This window comes from Cupriavidus sp. GW821-FHT07C08 (assembly GCF_059419025.1).
Genome location: NZ_JBWKQZ010000025.1, coordinates 54,599 through 78,516 on the forward strand (window position 1 = coordinate 54,599; position 23,918 = coordinate 78,516).

At 67.5% G+C, this 23,918-nt stretch carries 16 protein-coding genes and 2 tRNA genes; 13 read left to right on the forward strand and 5 right to left on the reverse strand.

The annotated features are described in order from the left end of the window. Positions 1–182 precede the first annotated feature (182 nt). Together AC07UK_RS26840 and AC07UK_RS26845 are read left to right on the forward strand one after the other, a co-directional pair. Positions 183–2,768, forward strand: a complete 2,586-nt coding sequence (locus tag AC07UK_RS26840; RefSeq protein ID WP_436221340.1) for a PAS domain-containing sensor histidine kinase — start codon at positions 183–185, stop codon at positions 2,766–2,768. Positions 2,769–2,937: 169 nt separating this feature from the next. Next, positions 2,938–3,570 (forward strand): response regulator transcription factor, encoded by a 633-nt coding sequence (locus tag AC07UK_RS26845; protein ID WP_010813074.1) that lies wholly within the window; start codon positions 2,938–2,940, stop codon positions 3,568–3,570. A 102-nt stretch (positions 3,571–3,672) separates the two neighbouring features. On the opposite strand, the gene AC07UK_RS26850 is transcribed toward AC07UK_RS26845, so the two are convergent. Further along, positions 3,673–4,353, reverse strand: a complete 681-nt coding sequence (locus tag AC07UK_RS26850; protein WP_436221339.1) for a hypothetical protein — start codon at positions 4,351–4,353, stop codon at positions 3,673–3,675. Positions 4,354–4,513: 160 nt separating this feature from the next. On the opposite strand from AC07UK_RS26850, the gene folD reads away from it, so the two are divergent. The 5 genes from folD (at position 4,514) to AC07UK_RS26875 (ending at position 10,795) form a co-directional block, all read left to right on the forward strand. Beyond that, complete coding sequence (folD, locus tag AC07UK_RS26855) at positions 4,514–5,365, forward strand: bifunctional methylenetetrahydrofolate dehydrogenase/methenyltetrahydrofolate cyclohydrolase FolD (protein ID WP_013956386.1); 852 nt, start codon at positions 4,514–4,516, stop codon at positions 5,363–5,365. Between the two features lie 103 nt (positions 5,366–5,468). Continuing rightward, positions 5,469–7,553, forward strand: coding sequence for a M3 family metallopeptidase (locus AC07UK_RS26860; RefSeq protein ID WP_013956385.1), 2,085 nt, complete (start codon positions 5,469–5,471; stop codon positions 7,551–7,553). After that, a complete protein-coding gene (gene xth, locus AC07UK_RS26865; RefSeq protein ID WP_436221338.1) occupies positions 7,550–8,380 on the forward strand; it encodes an exodeoxyribonuclease III in 831 nt (276 codons plus the stop codon). Before AC07UK_RS26860 ends, xth begins: the two co-directional genes overlap by 4 nt. Before the next feature lie 86 nt (positions 8,381–8,466). Beyond that, the gene (hpaR, locus tag AC07UK_RS26870; RefSeq protein WP_436221337.1) at positions 8,467–8,985 is read left to right on the forward strand and encodes a homoprotocatechuate degradation operon regulator HpaR; all 519 of its coding nucleotides are present in this window, start codon (positions 8,467–8,469) and stop codon (positions 8,983–8,985) included. 19 nt (positions 8,986–9,004) lie between these two features. Further along, positions 9,005–10,795: a SulP family inorganic anion transporter gene (locus tag AC07UK_RS26875; protein ID WP_494686820.1), complete on the forward strand. Its 1,791-nt coding sequence runs from the start codon at positions 9,005–9,007 to the stop codon at positions 10,793–10,795. A 221-nt stretch (positions 10,796–11,016) separates the two neighbouring features. On the opposite strand, the gene AC07UK_RS26880 is transcribed toward AC07UK_RS26875, so the two are convergent. Continuing rightward, positions 11,017–11,280 (reverse strand): DUF1488 family protein, encoded by a 264-nt coding sequence (locus tag AC07UK_RS26880; RefSeq protein ID WP_010813081.1) that lies wholly within the window; start codon positions 11,278–11,280, stop codon positions 11,017–11,019. A 226-nt stretch (positions 11,281–11,506) separates the two neighbouring features. Here AC07UK_RS26880 and AC07UK_RS26885 point away from each other — a divergent pair. After that, positions 11,507–11,582, forward strand: a tRNA-Lys gene (locus AC07UK_RS26885). Positions 11,583–11,697: 115 nt separating this feature from the next. Here AC07UK_RS26885 and AC07UK_RS26890 read toward each other — a convergent pair. Then, positions 11,698–13,086 (reverse strand): 8-oxoguanine deaminase, encoded by a 1,389-nt coding sequence (locus tag AC07UK_RS26890; RefSeq protein ID WP_494686821.1) that lies wholly within the window; start codon positions 13,084–13,086, stop codon positions 11,698–11,700. 132 nt (positions 13,087–13,218) lie between these two features. Continuing rightward, positions 13,219–14,127, reverse strand: coding sequence for a LysR family transcriptional regulator (locus AC07UK_RS26895; protein WP_494686822.1), 909 nt, complete (start codon positions 14,125–14,127; stop codon positions 13,219–13,221). Between the two features lie 145 nt (positions 14,128–14,272). Here AC07UK_RS26895 and AC07UK_RS26900 point away from each other — a divergent pair. From AC07UK_RS26900 to AC07UK_RS26910, 3 genes are all read left to right on the forward strand, one after another. Further along, a tRNA-Lys gene (locus AC07UK_RS26900) sits at positions 14,273–14,348 on the forward strand. Positions 14,349–14,684: 336 nt separating this feature from the next. Beyond that, on the forward strand, positions 14,685–15,665 hold the full coding sequence (locus AC07UK_RS26905) for a Bug family tripartite tricarboxylate transporter substrate binding protein (protein WP_436221332.1): 981 nt from the start codon (positions 14,685–14,687) through the stop codon (positions 15,663–15,665). A 319-nt stretch (positions 15,666–15,984) separates the two neighbouring features. Continuing rightward, entirely contained in the window at positions 15,985–16,344 is a 360-nt protein-coding gene (locus AC07UK_RS26910; protein ID WP_010813085.1) for a hypothetical protein, read from the forward strand. Between the two features lie 81 nt (positions 16,345–16,425). On the opposite strand, the gene scpC is transcribed toward AC07UK_RS26910, so the two are convergent. Next, entirely contained in the window at positions 16,426–17,943 is a 1,518-nt protein-coding gene (scpC, locus tag AC07UK_RS26915; RefSeq protein ID WP_494686823.1) for a succinyl-CoA:acetate CoA-transferase ScpC, read from the reverse strand. Between the two features lie 394 nt (positions 17,944–18,337). Between scpC and AC07UK_RS26920 the strand changes: the two genes are divergently transcribed. Both AC07UK_RS26920 and AC07UK_RS26925 read left to right on the forward strand, forming a co-directional pair. Further along, positions 18,338–18,892 carry a winged helix DNA-binding protein gene (locus AC07UK_RS26920; protein ID WP_436221330.1) on the forward strand — a complete coding sequence of 185 codons (555 nt, stop codon included), beginning with the start codon at positions 18,338–18,340 and terminating at the stop codon, positions 18,890–18,892. 168 nt (positions 18,893–19,060) lie between these two features. Further along, positions 19,061–23,917 (forward strand): NAD-glutamate dehydrogenase, encoded by a 4,857-nt coding sequence (locus tag AC07UK_RS26925; protein ID WP_494686824.1) that lies wholly within the window; start codon positions 19,061–19,063, stop codon positions 23,915–23,917. Position 23,918 lies beyond the last annotated feature (1 nt).

The window sequence follows — 23,918 nt, forward strand, 5'->3', positions numbered from 1 at the left end:
ATATCGTTTTTTATAATGTGGAATTATGCGGCAGCGCACCAAGAATCACCAGCGGACCGGCCTGCCATGCGCCATAAGCCTGCCCGCACCGGCCGCAGCAGCAATGTTTTCATTGGCGCTTTCCCCAAGCGACGCACCGCAATAATCTCGGTACACTGGTCGGTCAGCCGTCAATCCCTCCCATGCCGTTTTTCGACCGACTTCTCTCCAGCCTGCGTGCAGCCATGCTTCCTCCCGACGCGTCGGGGTCAGCCAAGGCGGCCGGAGGCGATCCCGCGCACGCCCCTTCGCCGGCGGCCGGACTGGGGCCGATCGAGGCGCTGGGCCCCGACGACGGCGCCCCCGTGGCCGCACCGCGCGGGCTGTGGTGGCTGCGCTGGCGCAACCTGGTCGCCACCAGCTGGTTCATGTTCATCCCGCTGGTTGCCATCGTACTGTTCACGGTGGCGATGGGCGTGATCCTGTGGTCCCTGCACGAGACCGAGCGCCAGCAGCAGCGCGACGCCTTGTACCGCGACGCCGCCTGGGCACAGCAGCGCGTGCGCCTGTCGCTGCTGAGCAACCAGGACCAGCTGGCCTCGCTGGCGCGCGACATCGCCGCCGCGCAGCTCGAGCAAGGTGCCTACCGCACCGCGGCGCAGGAAATCCTGCGCGAAAACCCCGAGATCGTCTTCATCAACTGGCTCGATGCCACCAAGCGCGGCCGCTGGTCGCTGCCATCGACCTCGGAATTCGCCAGCCGCCTGCGCGAGACCCAGGACCAGCCGCTCGAGCCCGAAGTGCTCGACACCTTCGACGCCGCGCGCGAGACCCAGCGTGTGGTCTATTCGCGCCCGCTGGTCAACGAGCGCGGCGACAGCTTCATGCTGATGGAAGTGCCGATCGTGCGCGACAACGAGTTCCTCGGCACGCTCGGCGCGCTGTACGCGATCAACGGCATCCTCACGCACCTGCTGCCGCCCGAGCTGACCGAGCGCTACCGCTTCTCGCTGATCGACAAGAACAACCAGACCCGCGCCAGCACCTCATTGCGGCCGGTGCCGGGCAATGCGCTGTCGTACGAGGTGCTGCTGGATCCGCCGGGCCACTCGCTGTCGCTGCGCGCCGATGCCTACCCGCCGGCGTCGAACCTGCCCAACAACATGCTGCTGTGGCTGGTGGTGGGGCTGTCGTGCTTCCTGCTGTGGAGCCTGTGGAGCATGTGGCGCCACACCAGCCGCCGCTCCGAGGCGCAGCGCGCGCTGCTGGCCGAGACCTCGTTCCGGCGCGCGATGGAAAACTCGATGCTGATCGGCCTGCGCGCGCTCGACCTGAACGGCCGCATCACCTATGTCAACCCGGCCTTCTGCCGCATGACCGGCTGGCAGGAGAACGACCTGGTCGGGCGCCTGCCGCCCTTCCCCTACTGGCCGCCCAACGACCAGCAGGAGATGCAGAAGCAGATCGACCTGACCCTGCAGGGCAAGTCGCCCGCCGGCGGCTATGAGATGCGCGTGATGCGCCGCGACGGCAGCAGCTTCTATGCGCGCATGTACGTGTCGCCGCTGGTGGACAGCCGCGGCCGCCATACCGGCTGGATGAGCTCGATGACGGACATCACCGAGCCCAAGCGCGCGCGCGAGGAACTGGCCGCGGCGCATGACCGCTTCACCACGGTGCTGGAAAGCCTGGACGCCGCGGTGTCGGTGCTGGCCACCGACAAGGCGGAGCTGCTCTTTGCCAACCGCTATTACCGCCAGCTGTTCGGCTGGGAGGCCGAGGGCCACCTGAAGCTGGCCGGCGACGACCTCGACAAGGACCAGGTCTCCAGCGACAACACCGACTATGTCGACGCCTACGCCGGCCTGCCGGCATCCGAGCTGATGCCGTACGCATCGGATGCGCGCGAAGTGTTCGTGCCGGACATGCAGAAATGGTTCGAAGTACGCCGCCGCTATATCCAGTGGGTCGACGGCCACCTGGCGCAGATGCAGATCGCCACCGACATCACCGCGCGCAAGGCCGCCGAGGAAATGGCGCGCCAGCATGAAGAGCGCCTGCAGTTCACCAGCCGCCTGACCACCATGGGCGAGATGGCCTCGTCGCTGGCGCACGAGCTGAACCAGCCGCTGGCGGCCATCAACAACTACTGCATGGGCGCGGTGGCGCGGTTGCACTCGGGCCGCAGCACGCCCGAGGACCTGATCCCGGTGCTGGAGAAGACCTCGGCCCAGGCGGTGCGCGCCGGCACCATCATCAGCCGCATCCGCGGCTTCGTGAAGCGCAGCCAGCCGCAGCGGCGCGAGGCCGCGCTGCACGACATCGTTGCCGACGCGGTAGGCCTGGCCGACCTGGAGGCCACGCGCCGCCGCGTCACCATCCTGACCCGCCTGCCGACCCCGCCGCTGACGGTCTATGTCGACCCGGTGCTGATCGAGCAGGTGCTGGTGAACCTGCTCAAGAACGCCGTGGAAGCCATGGCCGGCCTGCCGGCTCTGCATGCCGGCGGCGTGGTGCGCCTGCACGCGCGGGTGGAGCCGGGCGAGATCGGCGACAACGTCCATATCGACGTGATCGACCAGGGCCCGGGCGTGGACGAAGCCACCAAGGAGCGCCTGTTCGAACCCTTCTTCAGCACCAAGTCCGACGGCATGGGCATGGGGCTGAACATCTGCCGCTCGATCATCGAGTCGCACCAGGGCCGCCTGTGGGTGGAGAACAATGCCGACGGCATCGGATGTACATTTAAAATCATGCTGCCGCTGCAATCGGCGCTGGCCGAGCATTAAGCCGAACCACAGGCCCTGTTGCCGGGGCCTTCGCGCCCGGGCGTACCCAAGGATTCCAGAAAAAGCCGGCCCGCCCCGTTTCCCCACGGATGTGGGGGGCCTGTCTCGCCACAGAGGGCCGCTGCCGGTTACACTTCGCAGCAATGAATTGTTGTCCCGAGGAGACTACATGACCGCAACGCCAAACCCCACGCCCCACCGCGGCGAGACCGTGTTCATCGTCGACGACGATGAAGCCATGCGCGACTCGCTGACCTGGCTGCTGGAGGGCAATGGCTATCAGGTGCGCAGCTTCACAAGCGCCGAGCAGTTCCTCGCCGCCTACGATGCCAGCCAGGTGTCGTGCCTGATCCTCGACGTGCGCATGCCCGGCATGAGCGGCCCGGAGTTGCAGGAGCGCATGCTGGCCGAGCAGATCGACATTCCCATCGTCTTTATCACCGGCCACGGCGACGTGCCGATGGCGGTGTCGACGATGAAGCGCGGCGCCATCGACTTCATCGAAAAGCCCTTCGATGAGTCCGAGCTGCGCGCGCTGGTCGAGCGCATGCTGACCAAGGCCCGCACCGACCATTCCGCCGCACGCGAGCAGCGCGCCGCCAAGGACCTGCTGGGCAAGCTGACCACGCGCGAACAGCAGGTGCTGGAGCGCATCGTGGCCGGCCGCCTGAACAAGCAGATCGCCGACGACCTGGGCATTTCCATCAAGACCGTGGAGGCGCACCGCGCCAACATCATGGAAAAGCTCAACGTCAACACCGTCGCCGACCTGCTGCGCCTGGCGCTGTCGCGCAACAGCTGAGCGGCTGGCGCCTGCCTCCGCCTGACCCGGTGCGGCCCGCGGCCGCACCGGCTGCCCTCTCCGCGCGCCGTCCGGCGCCGCCTCTGCATCCCCTCAGTCCCGTCAGCGGTCCAGGTATTCCTCGTCCCGGAACGTGACGACCCATTGTGGCCGATAGACCACAAAAATCGCCACCAGCATGCCGGTCAGGAAGGCCTCGCCAAAGGCCAGGATGACGGCTGCCGTCAGGGTATCGGCGACGCTCCATGGCAGACCCGGTGCCGTCAGGTGGCGCCAGCCGGCCTCCGCCGCGCTGGCGCCCAGCGCGGCCAGCCCGGCCGTGAAATAGCCGTGCCCCAGGATAAAGACGAACGGATGGCGCGGCAGCAGGCGCCGCAGCATTGCCTGCAGCGCCGCGGAGATCAGCGCCGGCAGCAGCGCCAGCCAGACGTAGCGCACCCACAGCGAGGGCCAGTCGAACTGGGCCCAGCCGTGCCCGGCCAAGTATTCGAGCCCGAACAGCGACACCACGTCCACCACGAACAGCGACAGCAGCGCCAGCGGCAGCCCGAACAGCGTCACCATCAGCGTGGCGCCGAGCAGCTGGATCACCAGCCCGCCGACCAGCGTGGCGCGCAACGTCCACAGCAGCGCCACCAGCACCATCGCACCCAGCCAGGCGTTCTGCAGCGCATTGCGCCGCAACAGCTGCCAGGGCCGGCGCGTCAGCGCCCACAGCAGTGCCGCCAGGGACAGCAACAGCAGCAAGGGGTGGGACAGCAGGGACGGGAGCGCGGTGTGCATGCGGGCGATGCTACCAGCGCTGCCCCCGCCCGGCCCTTGCACACGGTCAAGCTCCGTGCGGCAAGCCCCACGCAACCTTTATAATTCCGCCTTTAGCCCAACCCGCGCTCCGGCGCGCGGCGGCACCTCCACCTCCCGGCCACATACCCGCCCAGCCTCCATGCCTGCCCACCTGATCGACGGCAACGCCCTTGCCAAACAAATCCGCTCCGAAGCCGCCCTGCGCGCCGCCCGCCTGACTGAGCGTGGTCACCGGCCCGGCCTGGCCGTGATCCTGGTCGGCGAGGACCCGGCCAGCCAGGTCTACGTCCGCAACAAGGTCAAGGCCTGCCAGGACAACGGCTTTCATTCCTCGCTCGACCGCTACCCGGCCGACCTGTCGGAGGCGGAACTGCTGGCTCGCATCGAGGCACTGAACCAGGACCCCAACATCCACGGCATCCTGGTGCAGCTACCCTTGCCCAAGCATATCGACAGCCACAAGGTGCTTGAAGCCATCGCCCCGGAAAAGGATGTCGACGGCTTCCACGTGGCCAATGCCGGCGCGCTGATGACCGGCGCCCCGCTGTTCCGCCCCTGCACGCCCTACGGCTGCATGAAGATGCTGGAATCGGTCCAGTTCCCGCTGCGCGGCGCGCGCGCCGTGGTGGTGGGCGCCTCCAACATCGTCGGCAAGCCGATGGCGATGCTGCTGCTGCAGGCCGGCGCCACCGTCACCATCTGCAACAGCAAGACGCGCGACATCGGCGCCCACACCCGCGACGCGGATGTGGTGGTGGCCGCGGTCGGCAAGCGTAACCTGATCACCGCCGACATGGTCAAGCCGGGCGCGGTGGTGATCGACGTGGGCATGAACCGCGACGACAACGGCAAGCTGTGCGGCGACGTCGACTTTGCCGGCGTGCGTGAAGTCGCCGGCTACATCACGCCGGTGCCGGGCGGCGTCGGCCCGATGACCATCACCATGCTGCTGGTCAATACACTGGAAGCCGCCGAGCGCGCCGCCGGCTGAGGCCGCGCGTACGATACGCCACCCGGGGCTCTGGAAAATCCGGCGCCCCGGCCCCATCTGCGGGAATAATGCCCGATCGAGGCCAGCCAACCGAGAACACGCCATGGACCAAGCCGCCAACGCTACCAATCCTCTGCTGGACTTTTCCGACCTGCCCCGCTTTGCCGAGATCCGGCCCGAGCACATCAGCCCGGCGCTGGACGTGCTGCTGGAACGCGCCCAGCAGGCCGTCGCCCGCGCCGAAGATCCGGCCACGCCCGCCGACTGGGCCAGCGCCGTGCAGGCGCTGGAAGCGGCCACCGAGCCGCTGGGCCGCGCCTGGGGCGTGGTCAGCCACCTGAGCGCCGTGGCCGATACGCCCGAACTGCGCCGCGCTCACGCCGAGAACCTGCCGCGCATGACCGAGTTCTGGTCCTCGCTCGGCCAGAGCCTGGCCCTGTACGACAAGTACAAGGCGCTGGCCGCCAGCCCGGAGTTCGCCGGCATGAGCGCAGCGCGCCACCAGCTGATCGAAAACGAACTGCGCGGCTTTCGCCTGGGCGGTGCCGAGCTGCCTGAGGACAAGAAGCCGCGCTTCGCCGAGATCCAGGAGCAGCAGGCCCAGCTGTCCAAGGCCTTCTCCGACCACGTGCTGGATGCCACCAACGCCTACGCGCTGCATGTCGAGGACGAGGCCCGCCTGTCCGGCCTGCCCGACGACGCCAAGGAAGCCGCCCGCCATGCCGCCGAGAAGGATGGCAAGGCCGGCTGGAAATTCACCCTGCACTTCCCGTCCTACTTCCCGGTGCTGCAGTATGCGGACGACCGCGCGCTGCGCCAGACCCTGTACGAAGCCAACGTCACGCGCGCCTCGGAGCTGGGCCCGCAGCATGGCCAGGGCCAGGCCGACTGGGACAACACCGCCAATATGCGCGAGCAGCTGGCCCTGCGCCGCGAAGAGGCGCAGATGCTGGGCTACCAGTGCTACGGCGAAGTCTCGCTGGTGCCGAAGATGGCCGAATCGCCGGCCGAGGTGCTGAAGTTCCTCGACGAGCTCGCCGTCAAGGCGCGCCCCTATGCCGAGAAGGACTGGGCCGAAATGAAGGCCTTTGCCGCGGCAGAGCTGGGGCTACCTGAACTGGCGCCGTGGGATGTCGCCTATGCCTCGGAGAAGCTGCGCCAGCAGCGCTATGCGTTCTCCGAGCAAGAGGTCAAGCAGTACTTCCCGGAAGCGAAGGTGCTCGAGGGCCTGTTCGGCGTGGTGCAGAAGCTGTTCTCGGTGCGCATCGAGCCCGAGCAGGCGCAGACCTGGCACAAGGACGCACGCTTCTTCCGCGTCACCACCGCCGACGGCACGCTGCTGGCCCAGTTCTACATCGACCTGTACGCGCGCGAAGGCAAGCGCGGCGGCGCCTGGATGGACGACGCGCGCGGCCGCAAGGTGCTGGAGCAAGGCGGCGTGCAGACGCCGGTGGCCTACCTGACCTGCAACTTCTCGGCGCCGGTGGGCGGCAAGCCCGCGCTGTTCACGCACGATGAAGTGATCACCCTGTTCCATGAGTTCGGCCATGGCCTGCACCACATGCTGACGCAGGTGGGCGAGCTGGGCGTGTCGGGCATCAACGGCGTGGAATGGGATGCAGTGGAGCTGCCATCGCAGTTCATGGAGAACTTCTGCTGGGAGTATGAGGTACTGACCGGCATGACGCAGCACATCGACACCGGCGCGCCGCTGCCGCGCGCGCTGTTTGACCGCATGCTGGCGGCCAAGAACTTCCAGAACGGCATGATGACGCTGCGCCAGATCGTGTTCTCGTCGTTCGACATGCACCTGCACACCGACTTCGACCCGGCCGGCGCCACCTCGGTGCTGGACCTGTCGCGCCAGATCAACGACCGCGTGCACGTGGTGCCGCAGCATCCGCTGTCGCGCTGGCCGAACACCTTCAGCCATATCTTCGCCGGCGGCTATGCGGCGGGCTACTACAGCTACAAGTGGGCCGAGGTGCTGTCGGCTGATGTGTACGCGGCGTTCGAAGAAGCCGCGCAGCTGTCGGGCAGCGTGCTCGACAGCGAGACCGGCGCGCGCTACCAGCGCGAGATCCTGTCGGTGGGCGGCAGCCGCCCGGCGATGGACTCGTTTGTCGCATTCCGCGGCCGCGCGCCGCAGATCGACGCGCTGCTGCGTCACGGCGGGATGGCAGCATGAGCGCCGCCGCCCTGCCCGCCAGCGGCCCGCTTCGCATTGCCAGCTGGAACGTCAACTCGCTCAAGGTGCGCCTGCCGCAGGTGCTGCAATGGCTGGCCGAGCAGGACCAGGCCGGCGCGCCGATCGACGCGCTGTGCCTGCAGGAACTGAAGCTGCCTGACGACAAGTACCCGCTGGCCGAGCTGGAGAACGCGGGCTTCCACAGCATCTACACCGGGCAGAAGACGTACAACGGCGTGGCCATCCTCGCCCGCGACGCCAGCATGCCCGGCCCCGCCGACGTGGTGCGCAACATCCCCGGCTTCGAGGACGCGCAGCAGCGCGTGATCGCAGCCACTTACGGCGACGTGCGGCTGGTCTGCGCCTACTTTCCCAACGGGCAGGCGCTGGACTCGGAGAAGTTCGTCTACAAGCTCAAGTGGCTGGATGCAATGACGGCCTGGCTGCGCGAAGAGATGCAGCGCTACCCGAAGCTGGCGCTGCTGGGCGACTTCAATATCGCGCCGGAAGACCGCGACGTGCACGACCCCAAGAAATGGGAAGGCCAGAACCTGGTCTCGCCACAGGAGCGCGCCGCATTCGCCGCGCTGGTGGAGCTCGGCCTGGCGGATGCGTTCCGCCAGTTCGAGCAGCCTGAGAAGGCCTTCTCGTGGTGGGACTACCGCATGATGGCATTCCGCCGCAATGCGGGCCTGCGCATCGACCACATCCTGCTGTCGCCGGCATTGACCAGCGGCTGCAGCGCCTGCGTGATCGACCGCGTGCCGCGCACGTGGGAGCAGCCGTCGGACCACACGCCGGTGGTCGCCACACTCAGCTGCGGCTGAACGCGCCGCTGGCGCCGCGCGCAGGTTCAGGGAAGTCCGGACAAGCCCCGCTCGCCGCGCGGCGCCGCGCCCGCTACACTGCGGGCATGAGCCACACCAGCCAGGCCATGTTCCGCCACCGCAACCTTCCTCACCTGCTGCTGCAAGCGCGCGAGACATTGCTCGCCGGCTTTCGCCCGATCCTGCGGCAGTTCGGCATCACCGAGCAGCAATGGCGCGTGATGCGCACGCTCAACGAGCACGAGCCGATGGAGCCGAACCAGCTGGCCGATGCCTGCCTGATCCTGAGCCCCAGCCTGACCCGCATGCTGTGCGGCATGGAAGACGCCGGGCTGGTCGAACGGACCCGCTCTGCCACCGACCAGCGCCGCCAGCTGGTCAGCCTGACGCCGTCGGCGCGCGCCATCATCATGCAAATGGAGCCGCTGGTCGATGCACGCTACCAGGAGCTGGCGCAGCGGCTCGGCCCCGAGCGTCTGACCGAGGTCTACCGCGCGCTCGACGCCATGCTGGCCGGCCTTGCGCCGCAGCCGAACCTGCCAGAATCCACCCCACCCGAATCCGTTGCCTCGCCACCGCCCGGGCGCGGCGGCGAGGCCGGCTGAGCCTTTCCCTTCATTGCCGATGCCCGCGTCCCATCCCGGATCACTCCTGCCGCGCCTGTTCCCATGGAGCCAGCGCGTCGACAAGACCACGCTGCGCGCCGACCTGGTGGCCGGCCTGCTCGGCGCCGTGCTGGTGCTGCCGCAGGGCGTGGCCTTCGCCACGCTGGCCGGCTTGCCGCCGCAATACGGCATCTACAGCGCGGTGGTGCCGTGCATCGTGGCGGCGCTGTTCGGTTCGAGCTGGCACGTGATGTCGGGGCCGACCAACGCCAATTCGCTGGCATTGTTCGCGATGCTGAGCCCGCTTGCGTTTGCCGGCAGCCCGGCCTATATCGGGCTGGCGCTGGCAGTCACCATCGTGGTGGGCGTGATCCAGCTCGCCGTGGGCACGTTGCGGCTTGGCACGCTGGCCAACTTTATCTCGCCGTCGGTGCTGCTCGGCTTCACCTGCGGCGCCGCGACGCTGATCGGCCTGTATGCGCTCAAGGATCTGTTCGGGCTGGCGGTGCCGACCGGCACCAGTGCGTTCGGCGTGCTGCGTCACCTGTTCAAAAACATCGACACCATCAACTGGGGCGCGGCGGCCGTAGGCGCGGTCACGCTGGTGGTGACGCTGCTGTGCAAGCGGCTGTGGCGGCGGCTGCCGTTCATGCTGCTGGGGCTGCTAGCCGGCTATGGCGTGGCGCTGCTGCTGAACCAGTCCGGCGCGGGCGGCGCCCACCATGTCAACGTGGTCGGGCCGATCCCGTCGGCGCTGCCGCGCTTGCACCTTCCCGATGTCGACTGGCGCAAGCTGCCCGACCTGCTGGGCATCGCCTCGGCGCTGACCATCGTCGCGCTGGGCCAGTCGATCTCGATCGCCAAGGCGGTGGCGCTGCGCTCGGGCCAGCATATCGACGCCAACCGCGAGTTCATCGGCCAGGGCCTGTCCAATATCGCGGGCGGCTTCTTCTCAGGCTATATCTCGTGCGGCTCGCTCAACCGCTCGGTGCCCAACTTCGAAGCCGGCGCGCGCACGCCGCTGGCCAGCGTGTTCTCGGCGCTGTGGCTGGTGGCGCTGGTGGCCGTCAGCGCCCCGCTGCTGGCACAGATCCCGATGGCGGCGATCGCCGCGATGCTGCTGCTGGTGGCGTGGGGCCTGCTCGACACCGCGCGGCTGCGCCGCATCTTCACGCTCAGCCGCACGGAGTTCGCCATTGCCATCGGCACCTTCGCCGCCACGCTGGTGATCCGGCTGGAGATGGCGGTGCTGCTCGGCACCGTGCTGTCGCTGGTGGCCTACCTGTACCGCACGTCGCGGCCTGCCGTGCGCAGCCTGGTGCCCGACGCCGACGATCCCGGCCGGCGCTTCACGCCGCTGGACGAGCTGCGCCGTCCGCAGCCGGAATGCCCGCAACTGAAGCTGCTGCGCATGGAAGGCGCGATCTACTTCGGCGCCGTGCAATACGTGACGGATCGCCTGCACTGGCTGCGCACGGTCAACGCCGGCCAGACGCACCTGCTGGCGATGACCAAGAGCATGAACTTCATCGACCTGGCCGGTGCCGAGATGTGGGAAAACGAGCTCGCCGAACGGCGCGCGCTGGGCGGCGATCTGTACTTCCACCGCCCGCGCACGCAGGTGCTGCAGACCTGGGCGCAGACCGGCTTTACCGACAAGCTCGGGGCCGACCATATCTTCCCGACCAAGCGGCAGGCGCTGCACACGATCGTCGACCAGCTCTCGCCGGACATCTGCGCGCAATGCACAGTGCGGATCTTTGAAGAGTGCGCGTCACGGCCTGGCGCCGCGGCCCCGGCAGCACAATGAACTGAAGCGCCGGCGCGTCGGCATGAGCGGCGGCCGCGCACCAGCGTTCAAGCCACAATACGGCTGCAGGAAAACCAGGAAACTGAAACGGGAAAACCGGGAGACTGCCTGTGCCGGCGTTGCCGGCTTGGCACGCAAGGCCGGACGGCCCTACGTCTGGGAACCTGACAACAGATGGGCGCCCGCGGCATGCCGGGGGCTGGCCGGGGCATCCATCCGCATCAGATCGGCGCCACGTGGGCGCGCTTGACGACGATTGGCTGGGGCGCGCCCTGCTCGATCAGCACCACGGCGGCGCGTTCGATGGTTTCGCGACCGGCACGGAATGCCTCTTCCAGCGACAGTACCTGGTCGGCACTGAAGCCTTCCCACAGTGCTTCGCGTGTCACCACGCAAGTCACCTTCTCGCCATTGACAAGTGCCTGGAACAGCAAGCCTTCATTATTGATGTCGTAGCGCTCTTGCTCTTGGAATTTGATTTCCATCGGTGCAGCCCTCCATATGCAAGTGGAGAAACATCCTAACATGGCTCCGGCAAAATCGTATGGATAGAGCCCATGCGAATGCGCTCATTGCGAAGACCATCGCGGCCGTCTTTGAGTTCCATCCGCGCGTATGTGTGGCTCCCGGTCACAACGACGGGGGTTGTTCCTGCAAGTGCATCAAACATTTGACAGCGCCGGAAATCATGTTAAAATCTCCCTCTTCGTTGGGGCGTTAGCTCAGTTGGTAGAGCAGCGGACTCTTAATCCGTAGGTCGAGTGTTCGAGTCACTCACGCCCCACCACCGAATACAGAAAGGCCGGAAGCAGCAATGCTTCCGGCCTTTTGCTTTGTGCGCTTGCTTGATTGGCTTATCCGCTGCGGCGCAGGCACATGCCCACGCCACAGCGGTCCCTGCATCAGGCGCCCTGGCTGGCCCGCTCGAACAGCGTACGCGCCAGCGCACGATGGCGCAGCAGCACGTTGGGCAGGTCGGCCGTCAGCAGTGCACCGTCGCGCACCACTTCCCTGCCGTTGATCACGCTCGCCGCGACATTGGCCGGCGTGCAGAACACCAGCGCCGCCACCGGGTCATGGCCGGCGCCGGCAAAGCCGACCTGCGACATGTCGAAGGCGACAAAATCCGCCGACATGCCCGGCGCCAGCGCGCCGACATCGTCGCGGTTGAGCACGCGCGCGCCACCCAGCGTGGCAATCTCCAGCGCCTCGCGCGCGCTCATGGCGGCCGGCCCGTAGCCAACGCGCTGCAGCAGCATGGCCTGGCGCGCCTCGCCCAGCATATGCGCGCCGTCGTTCGAGGCGCTGCCGTCCACACCCAGGCCCACCGGCACGCCGGCATCGCGCATGGCGCGCACCGGCGCAATGCCGGACGCCAGCCGCATGTTCGAGCACGGACAATGCGCCACGCCGGTCCCGGTGCGGGCAAACAGTGCGATGCCCTCGTCGTCCAGCTTGACGCAATGCGCATGCCACACATCGTGGCCGACCCAGTCCAGGTCCTCGGCATACTGGGCCGGCGTCAGGCCGAATTTCTCACGCGAGTAGGCAATGTCGTTGTCGTTCTCGGCCAGGTGCGTGTGCAGCGACACGCCATAGTGCCGCGCCATGTTGGCCGACTCGCGCATCAGGTCGCGCGACACCGAAAACGGCGAGCACGGCGCCAGCACCACGCGCAGCATCGCGTGGCGCGCACTGTCGTGGTACTGCTCCACCAGCCGCTGGCTGTCGCGCAGGATGGCGGCTTCCTCTTCCACCACCACATCCGGCGGCAGGCCGCCCTTGCTGCGGCCCACGCTCATCGAGCCGCGCGCGGCGTGAAAGCGCATGCCCATCTCCTGCGCCGCGGCAATCGAGTCATCCAGGCGCGAGCCGTTCGGGAACAGGTAGAGGTGGTCGCTGGTGGTGGTGCAGCCCGACAGCATCAGCTCGGCCATCGCGGTCTTGGTCGACACCGCGATCATTTCCGGCGTCAGGTGCGACCACAGCATGTACAGGTTGGTCAGCCACGAGAACAGCTCGGCATCCTGCGCCGCTGGCACCGCGCGCGTCAGGCTCTGGTACATGTGGTGGTGGGTGTTGACCAGGCCGGGCGTGACCACGCGGCCGCGCATGTCGAGCACCTGCGCGCTGCCGTCGTCGACCATGCGCCGGTACTGCGGCGGCAGTTCCGAGGTGGGGCCGACCCACTGCACGGCGGGGCCTTCGGCAACCAGGGCGCCATCGCGGATCTCGCGGCGCTGCGCGTCCATGGTGACCAGCACGTCGGCGTTCAGGGCAATCAGGGTCATGGCGGAATTCCTTCTGCAAAGCGAATTGGGGGACTGGATGGCCGCCAGTCTACGGCGGCGAGGAGCCACCCCCAAGCGCAGAATTCCGATCATCCTGTCCACAAAAAGTGGACACCTGCGGCACCCTGTTGCTCAGCGCGCCTGCGCGAACAACACCGCCAGCGCGTCGCCGATGCGCTCGGCCATCAGCTCGGCCGCGGCGCTGAGCGGGCCACGGGCCCGCGCCACCAGTGTCAGCGTCTGGCCCTGCAGGTGGCGGTCGCGCAGCGGCACATAGACCAGCGCCTGGCGGGCGCGCTCCTCCATCACATCGAGCGGGTTCAGCAGCGCGATGCCGGTGCCCAGCATCACCAGTTGCCGGATCAGCGCGGTCGAGGTGGACTCCGCCACCGGCGAGACCTCGATTGCATTGCGGGCAAAGGCCGCGTCAAGGATGGCGCGGATCGACAGCGAGGGCGCCGGCAGGATCAGCGGATAGCCGACGCATTCACTCAGCAGCGCCGATTGCCGGGCCGCCAGCGCATGGCCCGGCGGCACCACCGCGCCGATCTGCCAGTCGCTGGTGGCCAGCGCGCGGAAGGCGGGCAGTTCAGGCAGGTCATAGCCAAGGCCCAGGTCGGCGTCGCCCTGCTCCACAGCCGCGATGATGTCGACCACCGGCAGGTCGGCGACGCGCACCACGATGCCCGGGTAGCGCTGGCGGAAGTCATGCACCAGCGACGGCATCAGCGAGCCCGCCAGGCCGGCCGTGACCGCCACCGTGACTTCGCCGCGGCGCGCGCCCTTGAAGTCCTCGATGCGCTCGCGCAGCGCGTCGTGCTCGCGCAGCGTCTGGCGCACGTGGGCCAGCACCATCTCGCCCAGCGGCGTCAGCCGCAGCCGCTTGTTGATGCGCTCGAACAGCGGCGCGCCCAGCTCCGCCTCCAGATCCAGGATCTGGCGGTTGACCGCGGTCGGCGCCACATGCAGGTGCTCGGCCGCCTTGCGGATCGAACCGCGGCGGACGACCTCGTCGAGATAGCGCAGGACTCTGGCGTGCATGGCTGGGCAAGCTGGTGGATCGGAACCACCGCGCGGGATGCGCGCGTGGCCTGGCATTGTAGCGGCCAGTACAGCCTGGCTCGCAGAAATTGCGCGAAGGCTATTGCGTCTTATCCGATACCTTGCTACAATCTTTTTCTTCGTTGGGGCGTTAGCTCAGTTGGTAGAGCAGCGGACTCTTAATCCGTAGGTCGAGTGTTCGAGTCACTCACGCCCCACCAGCGAATTCAGGAAAAGCCGGAAGCCTTGCTTCCGGCTTTTTCATTTCCGCCGCCCAGCTTCTGCGCGGTCGGCATGGCTGCCGGTTTCTTGATACGCGGGTTCTCACCAATTCCCCTGCGCCCGCTTTCCCGGTTGAATCGCATCCGCGCACATTGTGGAACATAGTTCCGTATCGCGGAACTATCGCAAGGTGCCGGCCGTCGCCGCATCCCGGCACGGCCCGGTCATGCCAGCGCGGGGATCCGTGACAGCGCGGGGCGCAGACGAAAGGTCGCGCCCGAAGAAACGCCTGCAGCCCGCCTGGCAAATCAGTGAAAGAAGAACGGAGGCACTCCTTGAAAGCAGTTATCAACGCCGGCGCAGCCGCCTGCATCGCCGCCCTTGGCCTGGCCCACGCCGGCCTGGCCCACGCCCAGTCCTACCCCAACAAGCCGATCCGCCTGATCGTTCCGTTCGCGGCCGGCGGCACCACCGACATCGTCGCGCGCGCGGTCTCCGACGGCCTCGGCCGCGAACTGGGCCAGCCGGTGGTGGTGGAAAACCGCGGCGGCGGCGGCGGCACGATCGGCGCCGACGCGCTCGCCAAGTCCGCCCCGGACGGCTACACGCTGGGTATCGCCACCGTCAGCACAATGGCGACCAACCCCGCCACCAACCCCAAGAACCCGTACGACCCGCTCAAGGACTTCGCGCCGATCACCAACCTGGTCAACGTGCCGAACGTGCTGACGGTCAACCCGAAGGTGCCGGCCAAGACCCTGAAGGAATTCGTCGCGATGCTGAAGGCCAACCCCGGCAAGTACAGCTACGCCTCAGCCGGCAAGGGCAGCATCTCGCATCTGGACGGCGAGCTGTTCAAGGACATCACCAAGACCGACATGGTCCATATCCCCTATCGCGGATCGGGCCCTGCGCTGAATGACACGCTGGCCGGCCAGGTCAACGCGCAGTTCGACAACCTGCCGTCGTCGATGCCGCATATCCAGGCCGGCAAGCTGCGCGCGCTGGCAGTGGCGGCGCCCAAGCGGGTCGAGGGCCTGCCTGACGTGCCGACCTTTGCCGAAGCCGGCATGAAGGACATGAACAACATGGCCTGGTACGGCCTGGTGGCCCCGGCCGGCACGCCGGCAGCGATCATCACGCGCGTGCATGATGCCGCGGTCAAGGCGCTGCAGGACCCGAACGTCAAGCGCCGCCTGGCTGACAGCGGTGCCTACGCCGACGGCAACACCCCGGCGCAGTACGCCGCCCAGATCAAGCGCGAGCTGGACCTGCGCAAGAAGATCGCACGCGACCAGAACATCACACTGGAATAACCGGACGGCGAAACCGTCCCGCGAGGGGTCATGACCGGCTGCCACCTGGCAGCCGGTTTTTTTATGGCTGGTGGTTGAAAATGGGCCATGGGTCACCCACATCTACCTCAGGATCGTTGCATTTGATCCGGCGCAGTACGCAGGCAACGCCATCGGTGTTCAATACTTGTAGAAGAAACTTTCACTTTGCGGACAAGCGCTGACTCGGTACATTTACCGGGTGTTCCGCCACATGTGCCCGGCCGTCACCGGCCAAGCTCGGCCCCAAAACCGGATTCGCGCAGGCGCTGCGCGACCGTCAATCGCGAGGATAAGCAAGATGCTGAAGAAGACCGTTTCGACCCTGATCGTTGCAGCACTGGCCGCGCTGGGCGCGACGCAGGTCTACGCGCAGAAGAACTACACCGAAGGCGGCGATCTCTACGGTGGCAGCCACACCAAGAAAGCCAGCCCGAACCAGAACCCGGCCAAGTCCGGCAAGTTCGACCCGTACACCGATGGCGCCAAGCAATCGACCAAGTCGGACCTGACCAACTCGGGCAAGAAGTTCGACCCGAACACGGATGGCGCCAAGGCCGGCAAGTTCGATCCGTACACCGACGGCGCCAAGGCCGGCAAGGCCGATCCGTACACCGACGGCGCCAAGGCACCCGCCAGCCAGGGCGGCAAGGCGCAGTAAACCTGCCCCGCCGCCAACCGGCGGCACCAAGGCAAACAGCCCGCTTGCGCGGGCTGTTTTGCTTTCTGGCGGGGGCCGCGCTCAGGCTGCCATTGCCTGGGCCGGCTGCGCGGGCTGCATGGTGCCGCGGTCGCGGAAGCCGACATGCCAGGACAGCGCCTCTTCCAGCAGGTGCGGGGTCTGGCCGCCATGGGTGCTGGCACGCCGGAAGTAGTCGCCCAGCAGCTCGCGGTATTGCGGGTCGGCACAGTTGGCGATGATCGTGCGCGCGCGTTCGCGCGGCGCCAGGCCGCGCAGGTCGGCCAGGCCGTGCTCGGTGACGATGATGTCGACGTCGTGCTCGGTATGGTCCACGTGCGCCACCATCGGCACGATGCTGGAGATATCGCCGCCCTTGGCCACGGACTTGGTCACGAATACCGACAGGTGCGCATTGCGCGCAAAATCGCCGGAGCCGCCGATGCCGTTCATCATGTGCGTGCCCCCCACATGCGTGGAGTTGACGTTGCCGTAGATGTCGCACTCCAGCGCCGTATTGATGGTGATCAGCCCGAGCCGGCGCAGGATTTCCGGATGGTTGCTGATCTCCTGCGGACGCAGCACCAGGCGCGAGCGATAGCGGTCCAGGTTCGACAGGAAGCGCTGGTACACCTCGCGCGTCAGCGTCACCGAAGAGGCCGAGGCAAACGCCAGGCGCCCCGCATCCAGAAGTTCGATGGTGCTGTCCTGCAGCACCTCGGAATACATCTGCAGGTCGCGGAACGGTGAATCGACCATGCCGTGCAACACCGCGTTGGCAATGGTGCCAATGCCCGCCTGCAGCGGCTGCAGCGAGGGCGAGAGCCTGCCGGCGCGGACTTCGCGCAGCAGGAAATCGTTGAGATGGCCGGCGATACTGCGCGTTTCGGCGTCCGGCGGCAGCGCGTTGGACGGGCTGTCGTCCTTGGCGGTGATGACGATGGCCGCGATCTTCTCGGGATCGATGGGGATATACGGCAGGCCAATGCGCTGCTCGGGCGCGATCAGCGGGATCGGCTGGCGGTACGGACGCTGCACGGGGAAGTAGATGTCGTGCAGCCCTTCCAGCTCCAGCGGCATGTTCAGGTTGATCTCGACGATCACCTTGCGCGCCAGCATGGCGAAGCTGGCCGAGTTGCCGACCGAGGTGCTGGGGATGATGCCGCCCTGCTCGGTGATCGCCACCGCTTCCACCACCGCAACGTCCACCGGCGCGATCTGGCCGGAGCGCAGTTGCTCCACGGTCTCGGACAGGTGCTGGTCGATGAACATCACTTCGCCGGCGTTGATCTTGCGGCGCAGCGTGGCGTCGGACTGGAACGGCAGGCGGCGCGCAATCACGTCGGCCTCTGCCAGTACCCGGTCGATATCGTTGCCCAGCGAGGCGCCGGTCATCAGCGTGATGCGCAGTGGCTCGGTTGCCGCCCGCCGCGCCAGCGCAAACGGGACTTCCTTGCAGTCGCCCGCGCGCGTGAAGCCGCTCATGCCTACCGTCATGCCGTCGCGGATCAGCGCGGCGGCTTCGTCGGCCGAAACTACCTTGTCGTGCAGCCTGGCCAGGCGAATGCGTTCCTTGTACATCCTTATCTCCGGTCTGGCGGCCGGGCCTGTGCCCGCGCCGCGCGCCCCTGCTGGCCTGAAGGCTCGTTGGCGGGGTCTCCGGCAGGCAGTGTAGCCAGCCGCATACATTCTGGCTGCGATTTAAAGTCATAGTTTCCAGTCGCTTTATTCATAGCTAAAACAATGCTGGGAGACGTGCGGGCCACTATGTCCCTGTGATGCCACAGGGCATTCCCTCGCTGTCACATTGCCGGCAAAGGTTTCTGGTAGTGTCTGCCCCATCGGTCGACCGTGCCCCGCCAGAGAGGCTGCGGCGTCCGTGCCGCCCGGGCCGGCCATGCTCCGGCCCCTGGTATCCGTGCGACGGATGCCAGCGCATCGCAGTGGCGGCAAACCAAAACAGGAGACGCCATTCATGCAGCCAAGACCCCTCGAACCCAGCGAGCCGGTTGTCCTTGCCCTGGTTGATGCCGTAACCGCCTGGCAAAGTGCGTTGGAACAGACGCTGTGCGCCTCTGGCCTGAACTACGCCCAGTGGCTTCTGTTGCGGGCCATCCGCCAGGACGCCTTCGTGCGCGGCTCGCCCTTGACCGGCCCGATGCCGATCGATGTCGCGCGTTCCGAGACGATGCTGGATGAACTGCAGCGCGACGGCTGGATCGAGTACGCAGGCACCCAGGCGCCCCGCATTGCAGATAGCGCAGCCAGCCGGCTGCAGCGCACCGCGCAGGCCCTCAGCGCGCTGCACAGCGTGTCAGTGGCGGCGTTCAGTTCGCAAGAGCGTGTTGCGCTGGGCTCCCTGCTGGAGCGGATGAAGACCACGCTTAGCGACCACACCACGCGCCAGGTTCGCGCGGGCACCGAAGCCGCCCGGCAGGAGACAGCCGCCGCGCCCTCGCATTGCCCCGGCCTGCCGCCGGTCGCCCACCGCCCCACCACCTGCCCCACCCTCGCCGCCACGCGCCTCTGAGCGCCGCGCAAGCCGGTCCCGCGGGCAGCCGCGGGAACCGACCCTTTTCTTCACGCGCCATTCTCATACCCGCCACTTTTCTTGCGCCGGGCATGCGGTTTTTTCCTAAAGTATGAGCATGCCCCGGCACATGCCGCGGGCCGCCCATCGACACCGCGAGGAGGGATCATGCCGCAGGAGAACGAAGACAAGGTCGCGCACCTGCTGGACGAACTGGCCGGCTTCGCGCGCGAGCGGCTGCCGGCGGCAATGTTCGCCGTGGTCGAGCCCTTCCTGCTGCACTACTACGACCAGGCCGACGCCGAAGACTTGCTCCAGCGCGACGTCGACGATCTCTACGGTGCCGTGATGGCGCACTGGCAGACCGCACAGAAGTTCACCCCCGGCAATGCGCGCATCCGCGTCTACAACCCCAACCTGGAAGAGCACGGCTGGCACTCGGACCACACCGTGGTCGAGATCGTCAATGACGACATGCCCTTCCTGGTCGACTCGGTGACGATGGAGATCAACCGGCAGGGACTGGCGCTGCACTCGGCCATCCATCCCGTGTTCCGGGTCTGGCGCGACGCGCGCGGCGGCATCGAGCGGATCGCCCCGGGCGGCGCCGGCGAGGCCGGGGACAGCTCGCGCCTGGAATCCTTTATCCATTTCGAGATCGACCGCAGCGGCGAGGCCGCGCGGCTGGAGGCGCTGCGCAGCGGCATTGCGCAGGTGCTGGTCGACGTGCGCGCTGCGGTGGAAGACTGGTCGAAGATGTGCGGCATCACCCAGGCCACCATCGCCGCCATGGCGCAGGCGCCCGACGCGGCCGCGCCGGAAAGCGCCGAGGCGCGCGCCTTCCTGGACTGGATGATGGATGACCACTTCTCCTTCCTCGGCCAGCGTGACTACCAGCTGGTGTCGCAGGACGGCCGCTACTTCCTGCGCGGCGTGCCGGGCTCGGGCGCGGGCATCCTGCGCGAAAGCCTGCGCGAGCCTGATGCCGAAGACCTCACGCTGCTGCCCGCCGCGGCCACCGCGATCATCGAAGGGGCCTCGCCGATCTTCCTGACCAAGGCCAATTCGCGCGCCACCGTGCACCGGCCGGGCTATCTCGACTATGTCGGCGTCAAGCTGCTCGATGAAAAGGGGCAGCTGTTCGGCGAGCGGCGCTTTGTCGGCCTGTACACCTCGACTGCCTATACGGCGCCGATCGCGGAAATTCCGCTGGTGCGGCTCAAGTGCGCCAATATCCTGGCGCGCGCGGGCTTCCTGGCCAAGGGGCACCTGTACAAGTCGCTGGTGACCATCCTTGAGCAATATCCGCGCGATGAACTGTTCCAGGCCACCGAGGATGAACTGTTCGACATCACCACCGGCATCCTGCGGCTGCAGGAACACCAGCGCACCCGGCTCTTTGTACGGCGCGACCGCTTCGACCGCTTTGTCTCGTGCCTGGTGTTCGTGCCGCGCGACAAGTACAACACCGACCTGCGCCAGAAGATCCAGAGGCTGCTGACCGCGGCCTTCCACGGCACCAGCTGCGAGTTCACGCCGCTGCTGTCCGAGTCGCCGCTGGCGCGCATCCAGCTGACCGTGCGCGGCGAGCCCGGCACCATGCCGCATGTTGATACGCGTGAGCTGGAGGCGCGCATCGTGCACGCCAGCCGCCGCTGGCAGGACGATCTCGCCGAAGCCTTGCATGAAAGCCACGGCGAAGAGCAAGGCAACCGGCTGCTGCAGCGCTACGGCGGCTCGTTCCCCGCCGGTTACCGTGAGGACTATCCGGCCCGCACCGCGGTGCGCGATATCGAGCTGATGGAGCACGCGCTGCGCGGCAACGGCATGGCGATGAACCTGTACCGGCCGATCGAGGCCGCGCCGGGGGTGTTCCGCTTCAAGGTGTACCGTGCCGGCGAGCCGATCGCGCTGTCGCACAGCCTGCCCATGCTGGAACACCTGGGCGTGCGCGTGGATGAAGAGCGCCCCTACCTGATCGAACCCGACAGCGGCACGCCGGTATGGGTGCACGACTTCGGGCTGGAGATTGCCGACAGCGGCGGCGCGGCGGAATTCGATATCGCACGCGTCAAGGCATTGTTCGAGGATGCCTTCGCGCGCGCCTGGCACGGCGAGATCGAGAACGACGACTTCAACCGCCTGGTGCTGCGCGCCGAGCTGGCCGCGCGCGACGTCACCATCCTGCGCGCTTATGCCCGCTACCTGCGCCAGGTCGGCTCGACCTTCAGCGACGCCTATATCGAGCGCGCGCTGACCGGCAACGCGGCCATTGCCGCCATGCTGGTCGGCCTCTTCGTGGCGCGCTTCGACACCTTCAGCGAGGTCGCCACCGACACCGCCCGCCAGGCGCGCTGCGACAAGCTGCTGGCCGATATCGGCGCGGCGCTGGACAAGGTGCCCAACCTGGACGAGGACCGCATCCTGCGGCTCTTCCTGGGCGTGATCAACGCCACCGTGCGCACTAACTATTTCCACCGTGGCGAGGAAGGCCAGCCGCGCCCCTATGTATCGTTCAAGTTCAATCCCGCGCTGGTCCCCGGCCTGCCCGAGCCGCGCCCGATGTTCGAGATCTGGGTCTACTCGCCGCGCGTTGAGGGCGTGCACCTGCGCGGCGGGCGCGTGGCCCGCGGCGGACTGCGCTGGTCAGACCGGCGCGAGGACTTCCGCACGGAAGTGCTGGGACTGATGAAGGCGCAGATGGTCAAGAACACGGTGATCGTGCCGGTGGGCTCCAAGGGCGGCTTCGTGGTCAAGCGCCCGCCCCCGCCCACCGACCGCGATGCTTTCCTGCAAGAGGGCATTGCCTGCTACCAGACCTTCCTGCGCGGGCTGCTGGACCTGACCGACAACCTCGTCGGCGGCCAGCTGGTGCCGCCACCCGAGGTGGTGCGCCACGACGCCAACGACCCCTACCTGGTGGTGGCCGCCGACAAGGGCACCGCGACGTTCTCCGACTTCGCCAACGCGATCTCGGCCGAGTACGGCTTCTGGCTGGGCGATGCCTTTGCGTCCGGGGGCTCGGTCGGCTATGACCACAAGAAGATGGGCATTACCGCGCGCGGTGCGTGGGAATCGGTCAAGCGGCATTTCCGCGAGATGGGTGTCGATATCCAGACCACGGACTTCACCGTGGCCGGCGTCGGCGACATGTCGGGCGACGTGTTCGGCAACGGCATGCTGCTGTCGCCGCATATCCGGCTGGTGGCGGCTTTCGACCACCGGCATATCTTCCTCGATCCCGACCCGGACACGGCAAGGAGCCTGCAGGAACGCACGCGGCTGTTCGGCCTGCCCCGCTCCAGCTGGGCCGACTACGACGCCACGCTGATCTCCGCCGGCGGCGGCATCTATCCGCGCAGCGCCAAGACCATCGCGCTGTCGCCACAGGTGCAGGCAGTGCTGGGGGTCACGGCAGCCACGCTGTCGCCGGCCGAGCTGATCCACGCCATCCTGATGGCGCCGGTCGATCTGCTCTACAACGGCGGCATCGGCACCTACGTCAAGTCCAGCCAGGAAACCCACCTGCAGGCCGGCGACCGCACCAACGACGCGGTGCGCGTCAATGGCAACGACCTGCGCTGCAAGGTGGTCGGCGAAGGCGGCAACCTCGGCTTCACCCAGCTGGGCCGCATCGAGTTCGCGCGCAACGGCGGTCGCATCAACACCGATGCCATCGACAACTCGGCCGGGGTGGATTGCTCGGACCACGAGGTCAATATCAAGATCCTGCTCGGACTGGTGGTTGCAGACGGCGAAATGACCGAGAAGCAGCGCAACAAGCTGCTGGCCGAGATGACCGACGAGGTCGGCCTGCTGGTGCTGCAGGACAACTACTACCAGACCCAGGCACTGTCCGTGGCCGGGCGCAGCAGCCCCGCGCTGCTCGACGGCGAGGCGCGCCTGGTGCGCTGGCTGGAGCGCGCCGGGCGGCTCAACCGCCCGCTGGAGTTCCTGCCTTCGGAGGAGGAAATCGCCGAGCGCAAGCTGGCCGAGGAAGGCCTGGCATCGCCCGAACGTGCGGTGCTGCTTGCCTACAGCAAGATGTGGCTGTACGACGAACTGCTGGCCTCCGACGTGCCGGAAGACGCGCTGGTTGCCGGACTGCTGTCGGACTATTTCCCGGTACCGCTGCGCCAGCGTTACGCCGACGCGATGCAGCGCCACCCGCTGCGGCGCGAGATCCTGTCGACGCACCTGACCAATATGCTGGTCAACCGCATCGGCGCCACCTTCGTGCACCGGATCATGGAAGAGACCGACGCAGGCCCGGCCGATATCGTGCGCGCCTGCCTGATCGCACGCGATGTCTTCGGCCTGACCACCCTGTGGCAGGAGATCGATGCGCTGGACAACCGTGTGGCCGATGCCGAGCAGGCGCGCATGTTCGGGGCCGTGGCGCTGCTGCTGGAGCGCGCGTGCCTGTGGTTCATCCGCTATCTGCGTAGCGGCAGCAAGGCCCCCGAGGACCTGGCGCGCTTTGCCCAGGCAGCGCAATGGCTGGCACCGCAACTGCCGCGGCTGCTGCCGCCGGCCGATGCGACGGCGCTGGCAGAGCGCACCCGCGCCTTGACGGATGCGGGGGTCGACGAAGCGCTGGCCGTGCGCGTGGCCGGCAGCGAGATCTCCGCTGCCGCGCTCGATATCGCCGAAGTGGCCACCGCGTGCGAACGCAGCCTGGACCTGGTGGCGGGGGTCTATTTCGCGCTGGACAGCCACCTGAGCTTCAGCTGGCTGCGCGAGCGCGCGCTGGCGCTGCCATCGGACACGCACTGGGACCTGCTGGCACGCACCACCACGCTGGAAGACCTGGGGCGGCTCAAGCGCGCACTGACCGTCAGCGTGCTGACACAGGCGGGTGAACTGGATACGCCCGAAGCCATGATCGATGCGTGGCGGTCCAGCCGTCATGGCGCGCTGGAACGCTTTACGCGCATGCTGGCCGACCAGCGCGCCTCGGGGGCTGCTGGGCTGTCGATGCTGTCGGTCGCGGTGCGCGAAATCGGTATGCTGGAACGCGCATAGC